Source organism: Actinomadura rugatobispora, assembly GCF_055379765.1.
In genome coordinates this window covers 10,167,509-10,178,031 of the sequence record NZ_AP029191.1, presented here as the reverse complement: position 1 = coordinate 10,178,031, position 10,523 = coordinate 10,167,509, and the positions used below count along the sequence as shown (strand labels likewise).

Genomic DNA, 10,523 nt, shown 5'->3' with positions numbered 1-10,523 from the left:
TCGCCGAAGCCGCACACCCGGTCAGGTGATGCCGAGCTCCTTGTCGATGAAGTCGAAGACGTCGTCCGCGGAGGCCGCCTCGAGCCGGTCCGCCACGCCGCCGCCCGCCGCGTCCGCCGCGGGCTCGGTCAGCCGTCCCACCAGCGCCCTGAGCCGTTCGACCACCCCGTCGCCCTCGATCCGCTCGCGGGGCAGCGTCGCGATCGACGCCTCCAGCCGGTCCAGGTGCGCCTGGATCGGCGCGTCGTCGCCGCCGGCCGACAGCCGGGTCCCGAGGTGGGCCGCCAGCGCCGCCGGGGTCGCGTGGTCGAACACCACGGTCGCGGGCAGCCGGACGCCCGCCGCCCTGCTCAGCCGGTTCCGGAAGTCGACCGCCGTCACCGAGTCGAACCCGATCTCCTTGAAGGCGCGGCCGGGCTCGATCTCGTCGGCGTCGTAGCCGAGGATCGCGGCGACCTGGGCGCGCACCAGGCCCAGCAGCGTCCGGTCGCGCTCGGTCCCGGTCATCCCGGCCAGCCGCTCCGCCAGTTCCGAGGAGCCGGCGGCCTCGTCGTCCGGGTCGGACTCCGCGCCCTGCTGCGCCTCCCGCGCCTCCGGCAGGTCGAGCAGCAGGGGGCGCCGCCGTGCGAGCGTGTAGGGCGGGACGAACCGCTCCCAGTCGATGTCGGTGACCACCAGGCCGCTCTCGCCGCGGTCGAGCGCCTGCCGCAGCGCGCCGATGGCCAGGTCCGGGTCCATCTCCTTGATGCCGAGCCGCCGCAGGAACTCCCCGGCGGCCTCGTCGACCATCCCGCCGCCGCCCCAGGATCCCCACGCGACGCTGGTCACGGGCAGTCCCTGGGAGCGGCGGTGCGCGGCGAGCGCGTCCAGGTAGGCGTTCGCACCACCGTAGGCGCTCTGCCCGGACGACCCCCACACGGCGGCGCCCGAGGAGAACAGCACGAAGGCGTCCAGGGGCCGGTCCGTCAGGAGGTCGTGCAGGTGCCGTGCCCCGGCGACCTTGGCGCGGACGGCGTCCGCGAAGGCGTCCAGCCCCATGGCGTCGATGGGGCCCGGCTCGGGCAGCACCCCGGCCGCGTGGACGACGGCGGTCACGGCGTCGGCCTCGCCGAGGGAACCGAGCAGCTCGTCCAGGGCCTTCCGGTCGGCCACGTCGCAGGCGGCGATCGTGACCCGCGCGCCCATCCCCGACAGCTCCGCGGCCAGCGTGTCGGCGCCCGCCGCGCCGGGGCCTCGGCGGCTGGTCAGCAGCAGGTGCCCGGCCCCGTTCGCCGCCAGCCAACGCGCCACGTGCGCGCCGACCCCTCCGGTGCCGCCGGTGACCAGGACCGTCCCGCGGGGCTTCCAGGCGGGCCGGGCGCCCACCGGGCCCAGCGGCGCCCGGACCAGGCGCGCGGCGAACGTGCCGGACGACCGGACGGCGAGGCGGTCCTCGCCGGTCCGCCCGGCCAGCAGGCCGACGACCTGGCGGGCGGCCCGCCGATCCACCGCGGCGGGCAGGTCGATGGTGCCGCCCCAGGTGTCCGGGCGGTCCAGCGCCAGGACGGCGCCCATCCCGTACACCACGGCCTGCATCGGGTCGACCGGGTCAGCGGCTCCCGGCACGTGCACCGCCCCGGCCGTCGCGCACCACAGCCGCCCCGTGTGGCCGCGGTCGCCCAGCGCCTGGACCAGGGCGATCGTGGCGGCGACGCCGCGGGACAGCACGGGGTACTGGGGATGCTCGCGTGCGTCGAGCGCCAGCAGGGACAGCACGGCGACGGAGGAGTCCGTGCCCGCGAGCCGGTCGGCGAGAGCCCGGCGGTCGTCCGCGTCCGCTCCGACTCGCACGATCCGGGCGCCCGCGGCGGTGAGCTCGGCGAGCAGCGTCCGCGCCGGCTCCTCGTCGGCGACGCTCTCCGGGACCAGCGCCAGCCACTCCCCGGGAAGAGACGCGGCCGGCTCGCCGTGCACGGGACGCCAGTCGACGCGGTACCGCAGGCCGGACGTGCGGCCCTCGTCCTGGGACTGCTTCCACCAGGACGACAGCGCCGGCAGCACCCCGTCGAGCGCGGCCCGTTCGACGCCCAGGCTCTGCGCCAGCGCCGCTCCGTCGCCCTCGGCCACGCTCGCCCAGAACGCCTCGTCCGGCCGGGCCTGCGACTCGGTACGGGCGGGCTCGGTCACCCAGTAGGGCCGGGTCTGGAACGCGTAGGTGGGCAGGTCGACGCGGCGGCCTCCGGCGAGACGGCCGCCCCACTCCGAGCCGCCCCACTCCGAGGCGAGGCCGCGGACGTACAGCTCGGCCAGCGCGCCGAGCAGCCGGTCCGGGCCGCCCTCGCCGCGGCGCAGGCTGCCGGTCACCACGGCCTCGCGGCCGAGGTCGTCGAGCGTCTCCTGGACGCCGATCGTGAGCACGGGATGCGGGCTGGCCTCGACGAACGCCGCGTACCCGGCCTCGGCCAGGGTCCGCACCGCGGGCTCGAACCCGACGGTTCGCCGCAGGTTGGCGTACCAGTAGGCCGCGTCGAGATCACCCTCCCCGATCCAGTCGCCGGTCACCGTGGAGAGCATCGGCACCGCGCCCGTCCGCGGCCTGACCGGCGCCAGGTCCCGCAGCAGGCGCTCCTCGATCGACTCGACGTGCGCCGAGTGGGAGGCGTAGTCGACCGGGACCCGCTTGGCCCTCACGTCCTCGGCGGCCAGTTCGGCCAGCAGCTCGTCGAGCGCGCCGGAACCGCCCGACACCACCACCGACCCGGGACCGTTGACCGCCGCGATCGAGAGCTCGCCCGGCCACCGTTCGAGGCGTTCGCGCACCCGCTCGGCCGGCAGCGCTACCGAGGCCATGCCGCCCCGCCCCGAGGGCATCTCGCCGATGGCCTGGGAACGGAGCGCGACGACCCGCGCGCCGTCGACCAGCCCCAGCAGGCCCGCTACGCACGCCGCGGCGATCTCGCCCTGCGAGTGCCCGACCACGGCGTCCGGGTGGACGCCGGAGGCCCGCCACTCCTCCGCGAGCGACACCATGACCGCCCACAGCACCGGCTGGACGACGTCCACCCGGTCCAGGCTCCCCTCCGAGGAGTCCCGCAGGACCTCGGTGAGCTTCCAGTCCACGAAGGCCGACAGTGCGCGCTCGCAGTCGGCGATCCGCGCGGCGAACACCGGTGAGGTGTCCAGCAGTTCGGTGGCCATGCCCACCCACTGCGAACCCTGGCCGGGGAACACGAAGACGGTTCTGCCGCTCAGGTCGGCCGTGCCCATGACGACTCCGGCTCCGGGGTCGCCCTCCGCCAGTCCGCGGACTCCGGCCAGCAGCTCGGCCGGGTCCCGTCCCGTCACGACCGCCCGGTGCTCGAACGGGGCCCGGGCGGACGCCAGCGAGTGCCCGATGTCGACGGGGTCGAGTTCAGGATGGTCGTCCAGGTGCGCGGCGAGCCGGGCGGATTGGGCGCGCAGCGCCCGCGCGGACCGTCCCGACAGGGGCCACGGGACGCCGACCGCCGAGGTCCCGCGCGGTTCCCCGGGGCTGGCGAGCCGTTCCGGCTCGGCGCCCGCGGGCGGCTGCTCGACGATCACGTGCACGTTGGTGCCGCTGGCGCCGAACGAGGACACCCCGGCCCGGCGCGGGTGGCCGTTCTCCTCCCAGTCCCTCGGCTCGGTGAGCAGCCGGACGGCGCCGGCGGCCCAGTCCACCTTCGGCGTGGGCTCGGCCACGTGCAGGGTCCGCGGCAGCACGCCGTGGCGCATCGCCTGCACCATCTTGATGATCCCGGCGATGCCCGCCGCCGCCTGCGGATGCCCGAGGTTCGACTTGATCGACCCGAGCCACAGGGGCCGGTCCGCCGGACGCGCCCGGCCGTAGGTCGCCAGCAGGGCCTGGGCCTCGATCGGATCGCCCAGCTTGGTCCCGGTGCCGTGCGCCTCCACGGCGTCGACCTCGTCCGGGGTCACCCGGGCGTTGGCGAGCGCCTGCTCGATGACGCGCTTCTGCGCCGGTCCGCTCGGCGCCGTCAGGCCGTTGGAGGCACCGTCCTGGTTGACCGCCGAGCCGCGGATCACCCCGAGGACCTCGTGGCCCTCGGCCAGGGCCCGCGACAGCCGCTCCAGCACCAGCACGCCCACGCCCTCGGACCAGCCGACGCCGTCGGCGTCCGCGGAGAACGACCGGCACCGGCCGTCCTTGGACAGGCCCCGCTGCTTGGAGAACTCCACGAACATGGCCGGGGTCCCCATCACGGCGACGCCGCCGGCCAGCGCCAGCGAGCACTCGCCCGCGCGCAGCGCCTGGGACGCCAGGTGCACGGAGACCAGCGACGAGGAGCAGGCGGTGTCCACCGACACCGCCGGCCCGACCAGCCCCAGCGTGTAGGCGACCCGGCCGGAGACCAGGCTGCCCGCGCCGGTGCTCCCGGCGTAGTCGTGGTACATGACGCCGGAGAACACGCCCGTGTCGGTGCCCCGGACGCCCGCGGCCAGACCGGCCCGCTCCAGCGCCTCCCATGACACCTCCAGCAGCAGCCGCTGCTGCGGGTCCATCTCCGCGGCCTCGCGCGGCGAGATCGAGAAGAACCCGGCGTCGAACTCCGCCGCGTCGTACAGGAACCCGCCCTCGCGGACGTACATCCTGCCCGGCCGGTCCGGCTCGGGGTCGTAGAGCCCGTCGACGTCCCAGCCGCGGTCCGCCGGGAAGGCCCCGATGGCGTCCCGGCCGTCGCTGACCAGCCGCCACAGCTCCTCCGGCGAGTTCGCCCCGCCCGGGTAGCGGCAGGCCATGCCCACGATCGCGATCGGCTCGGCGGAGCGCTCCTCCAGGTCCCGGAGCTGCCGGCGGGTCTGCTGCAGGTCCGCGGTCGCGCGCTTGAGATAGTTCCGAAGCTTGTCGACCTTGTCGTCATCGGCCATGGTCAGTGCACCAGCTCCCAGAGGACGCGCCGGAGTCCGTCATGTACGTGTCGGTGTTCGTTCAGGAGGCGCCGAGCTCGGCGTCGAGGACCATGAACAGCTCCTCGTCGCTGGCGGCGGTGTAGTCGTCCGCGCCCGGAGGGGCCTCGGCCTCCTTGCCCTGCTCGCGCCACTTGCGCAGCACGGCCTCCAGCCGCGCGGTGATCCGGGCGTGCGAACCGTTCGCGTCGGTGCCCGTCAGCACCGCCTCCAGCCGGTCGACCGCCGCCAGGGCCGGCGCCGCCGGATCGGCGTCCGCCGGGGCGAGCTCCTCGGCGAGGTGGCCGGCGAGCACCGCCGAACTGGGGTGGTCGAAGACCAGCGTCGCCGGTAGCCGCAGCCCGGTGGCGGCGGCGAGGGCGTTGCGCAGTTCGACCGCGGCGAGCGAGTCGAAGCCCATCTCCTGGAACGCGCGCTCCGGCTCGATCCGCTCCGGGCCCTGGTGCCCCAGGGCCCTCGCCACCTGCGTGCGCACCAGGGCGAGCAGTTGCTCCTCGCGGTCCCGGGCGGGCAGGCCGGCGAGCCGCTCGCGCAGATCCGCCCCGCCCCCGCCCTGGCCGGCCGCCCGTTCGGTACGGCGCACGGGGCTCCGCACGATCCCGCTCAGGATCGCCGGAACGCCGTCCTCCCGCCGCCGCAGCGCCGGAAGGTCCAGCCGAAGCGGCACGAGGATCGCGTCCTCGTGGACACCGAGCGCCATGTCGAACAGGGCCAGGCCCTCCTCCTCCGGCATGGGCGGCATGCCGAGCCTGTGCATGCGCCGCTCGGCCGCCTCGTCCAGATGCGCGCCCAGCCCGGCTTCGCCCGACCACAGCCCCCAGGCCAGCGACGTCGCCGCCTGGCCTTGGGACTTGCGGTACTCGGCGAGCCCGTCGAGGAAGGTGTTGGCCGCGGCGTAGTTCGCCTGCCCGGCCCCGAGGACCAGCCCCGCGGCGGAGGAGAACAGCACGAACGCCGACAGGCTCAGGTCCTCGGTCAGCTCGTGCAGGTGCCAGGCGGCGTCCGCCTTGGCGCGCAACACCTTCTCCACCTGCGCCTCGGTGAGCGCGCCGACGACCGCGTTGTCGACCACGCCCGCCGCGTGGACCACCGCTGTCAGCGGCCGCTCCGGGGGGACGGCCGCGAGCAGGTCGCCGACGGCGCCGCGATCGGACATGTCGCACGCCGCGATCCGGACGTCGGCGCCCAGGGCCGCCAGTTCGTCCCGCAGTTCGAGGGCGCCGGGCGCGTCCGGACCGCGCCGGCTGGCCAGCAGCAGCCCCCGGACGCCGTGCTCGGCGACGAGGTGACGGGCGATCAGCGATCCGAGGCCGCCGGTCCCGCCGGTGATCAGTACCGTTCCGGCCGGGTCCCAGACGTGCCGGGTGCCGGCGCCGGCGTCCACGGCGACCCTGGACAGCCGCGGCACGCACGGCTCCCCCTTGCGGAGGGCGATCTCGGGCTCGCCGGAGGCGAGGGCGCCGGCGATCCCGCGCTCGGACGATTCCTGCCCGTCCAGGTCGAGGAGGACGAGCCTGCCCGGGTTCTCCGCCTCGGCGGAACGCACCAGGCCCCAGATCGCGGCGCCCGCCAGGTCGGCGACGCCCTCACCCGGTATCGCGGCCACCGCGCCCCGCGTGACGACCACCAGCCGCGAGGACGACCAGCGCTCGTCGGCCAGCCAGGCCCGCACCTGCGCCAGGACCTCGTTGATCGAGGCGCGCAGCCGCGGGAGGACCTCCCGGTCCCCGTCCCCCTCGGCCGCCAGGTGGGGAAGCAGGACCACGGTGGGCGGGAACCCGCCGTCGTCCACCATCGCGTTCAGCGCGGCCAGATCGCGGTGGCGGCCCGCGCCCGGCACGTGGTCGAGGCCGGGCCCGGCGATCGCCACGGTGTCCACGGTGTCCTCCGCGCCGGACGCGCCGAGGCCCGCGGGGGCGATCCAGTCCAGCCGGAACAGCGACCGCGTGCCCGCCGCGGCGAGTTGCTCCGCCGACACCGGACGGGCGACGACCGACTCCACCGTCGCGACGGGGGTCCCGGCCGCGTCGGCCATCTGGACGGCGGTCCCGCCTCCGGCCGGGGCGAGCCGCACCCGGACGGACCGCGCCCCGGTGGCCTGCAGCGAGACTCCCGTCCAGGCGAACGGGATCCAGGTGTCGCCGCCGCCCCGTCCCGCGCCCCCGTCGAGCAGCAGCGCATGGAACGCGGCGTCCAGCAGTGCGGGATGGATGCCGAACCGTGCGGGATCCGGCGCCGCGTCCTCCGGCAGGTCGACCTCGGCGAAGACCTCCTCGCCGCGCCGCCAGGCCGCCTGGAGCCCCTGGAAAACGGGACCGTACCCGTATCCGCGCTCGGCCAGCCGCTCGTACAGCGCGTCGAGCGGAACAGGCTCCGCGTCCTGGGGCGGCCAGCTCGTCAGGTCGGCTGGGGACACCGCCGCCGCACGCGTCAGGACGCCGCTGGCGTGCAGCGTCCACGCCATCTCCGGCGAAGCGTCCTCGGCCCGGGAGTGCACGGAGACGTGGCGGTCGCCCGAACCGTCGTCCGCCTCCACGGTGACCTGGAGGCAGACACCGCCGTTCTCGGGGATGATCAGCGGCGCGGCCAGGGTCAGCTCCGCCAGCACCGGGCGGTCCACCTGGTCGCCCGCGCGGAGCGCCAGTTCGACGAGCCCGGTCCCGGGGAACAGCATCGCGTCCAGGACCTGGTGGTCGGCCAGCCACGGGTCGGTCTGCGCGGACAGCCGCCCGGTCAGGACGACGCCGTCCGAACCGGCGAGCGGCAGCACGGCGGGAAGCAGGGGATGACCGGCCGGGACCTGGCCCAGCCCGGTCGGGTCGGGCGCGGACGCGGCGGCGTCGTTCTCCAGCCAGTAGCGCCGGCGCTGGAAGGGATAGGTGGGCAGGTCCTCGATGGGGCGCCGTTCGGCGGAGTTGAAGATCGCTTCCCAGTCCAGGGAGACGCCGGAACTCCACAACCGCGCCATTCCCCGGCAGAAGGCCCTGGTCTCGGGCTCGTCCTTGCGCGACAGCGCGACGAACCCGCCTTCATCGCCCTCCAGGCACTCCGGGCCGGACGCCGACAGCACCGCCGACGGCCCGACCTCCACGAACCGGGTCACGCCCTCGGCTTCCAGCGCGCGGACCCCGTCACAGAAGCGGACGGTCTCGCGGACGTGCCGGACCCAGTACTCGGGCGTCGTGACCTCGTCGGGGTCGGCCAGCCGGCCGGTCAGGTTCGACACCAGCGCCATGCGCGGGGCGTGGAACTCGACGGCGGCCAGCTCCTTGGCGAAGCCCTTCAGCATGGGATCCATGTGCGCGGAATGGAACGCGTGCGAGACCCGCAGCCGCGTCGTCTTGGCCCCTTGCGACTTCAACGCCTCGGCCACCGCTGCGACGGCATCCTGGTCACCCGAAATCACCACTGAGGCCGGGCCGTTGACCGCGGCGATCTCCGCCCCGCCCTCCAGCAGGGCCGCGACGTCCTCCTCGGCGGCGGCGACGGCGGCCATCGCCCCGCCCTCCGGGAGCGCCTGCATCAACCGGCCACGTGCCGCCACGACCTTGCACGCGTCCTCAAGGGACCAGACCCCTGCCACATGAGCGGCCACCAGCTCACCGATCGAATGACCACCCACGAACTCCGGCTGCACACCCCACGACTCAAGCAGGCGGAACGAGGCGACCTCGAAAGCGAACAACCCCGCCTGGGTGAACACCGTCTGGTCGATCAAGTCCGGGCGTTCCCAGACGACCTCGCGCAACGACTCAGGCAAAAGACCTTCGAATGCCGCGCACACCTCGTCGAACGCGCTCGCGAACACCGGGAACGCCTCGGACAGCTCGCGGCCCATGCCCAACCGCTGCGCGCCCTGCCCCGAGAACAGCACGGCCGTCCGGCCGCCCGGAAGATCGTCCGTGCGCGGCGCGGCGTTTCCGGCCAGTTCGGACAGGCCGGCGATCAGCTCGTCCCGGTCCGCCCCGGCCACGAGCGCACGGTGCTCCATCGCCGAACGCGCGCTCGCCAGCGAGTACCCGACATCAACGAGATCCGGCTCAGGGCGCTCGTCCAGCCACGACGCCAGCCGGGACGCCTGCTCGCGCAACGCGTCGGCGTTCCGCGCCGACAGCGGCAGCATCGCCGGGCCGCCCGGAGACGTCCGCTCGGACGGAACGGCCTCGGCCTCCTCGGACGCCTCCTCGGACGCCTCCTCGGACGCCTCTTCAATGATCACGTGCGCGTTGGTCCCGCTGATCCCGAACGAGGACACCCCCGCACGCCGCGGACGGCCGTCCACCTCCCACGGCACGGCCTCGCGCACCAGTTCCACCGCGCCCGAGGACCAGTCCACCTCGCCCGACGGCTCGTCCACGTGCAGCGATCCGGGCACCACACCGTGCCGCATCGCCAGCACCATCTTGATCACACCCGCCACACCCGCCGCCGCCTGGGCATGACCGATGTTCGACTTCACCGACCCCAGCAACAACGCACGATCAGCGGAACGCCCCTGCCCATAGGTCGCCAGCAACGCCTGCGCCTCGATCGGATCACCCAGACGCGTCCCCGTACCGTGCCCCTCCACCACGTCCACATCGGAGGCGGAGAGCTGCGCGTTGTCGAGCGCGGCACGGATGACGCGCTGCTGGGACGGTCCGTTCGGGGCGGTCAGCCCGCTGCTGGCGCCGTCCTGGTTCACGGCGCTGCCGCGCAGGACGGCCAGCACGCGACGGCCGTTGCGGCGGGCGTCCGACAAACGCTCCACCAGCAGCACGCCCGCGCCCTCGGCCCAGCCGACCCCGTCGGCGGAGGCCGCGAATGCCTTGCAGCGGCCGTCCGGCGCCAGTCCTCGCTGGCGGGAGAAGAGGACGAAGCTGTCCGGGGTGGCCATTACGGTCGCGCCGCCGGCCAGGGCGAGCGAGCACTCGCCCCGGCGCAGCGACTGGGCCGCCAGATGCAGGGCCACCAGCGACGACGAGCAGGCCGTGTCCACCGTCACCGCGGGCCCCTCCAGGCCGAGGGTGTAGGCGACCCGCCCGGAGACCATGCTTCCGGCGCTGCCGTTGCCGACGTAGCCGTCGAGGTCCGCGGGCACGGCGTCGACGTGGGCCGCGTAGTCGTGGTACATGACCCCGGCGAACACACCGGTGCGGCTTCCCCGCAGCCGGGACGGGTCGATGCCGCCGCGCTCGACGGCCTCCCAGGAGGTCTCCAGGAGCAGCCGCTGCTGCGGGTCCATGGCCAGCGCCTCGCGCGGGCTGATCCCGAAGAAGTCCGCGTCGAAGTCGGCCGCGTCGTAGAGGAAACCGCCCTCGCGCGCGTAGGACTTGCCGCTGCGGCCCGGATCGGGGTCGTAGAGCCCGTCGACGTCCCAGCCCCGGTCGCGGGGGAAGTCCGACACGGCGTCCACGCCGTCGGCGACCAGGCGCCACAGCTCGCCGGGGGTCGTGACTCCGCCGGGGTACCGGCAGCCGATCCCGACGATCGCGATCGGCTCGTGCTCGCGTTGCTCGGTCTCGGCCAGCCGCCTGCGCGTCTCGCGCAGTTCGGTGGTCGCCCGCCGGAGATACCCGAGGAGCTTGGCCTCGTCGGTCATTCAGCTCACCCCTTCG

At 74.9% G+C, this 10,523-nt stretch carries 2 protein-coding genes; both read right to left on the bottom strand.

The window, feature by feature from the left end; translation table 11 throughout:
* Positions 1-21 precede the first annotated feature (21 nt).
* On the bottom strand, positions 22-4,887 hold the full coding sequence (locus ACZ466_RS45680; protein ID WP_378287367.1) for a type I polyketide synthase: 4,866 nt from the start codon (positions 4,885-4,887) through the stop codon (positions 22-24).
* A 61-nt stretch (positions 4,888-4,948) separates the two neighbouring features.
* On the bottom strand, positions 4,949-10,507 hold the full coding sequence (locus ACZ466_RS45675) for a type I polyketide synthase (protein WP_464041953.1): 5,559 nt from the start codon (positions 10,505-10,507) through the stop codon (positions 4,949-4,951).
* Positions 10,508-10,523: the final 16 nt, after the last annotated feature.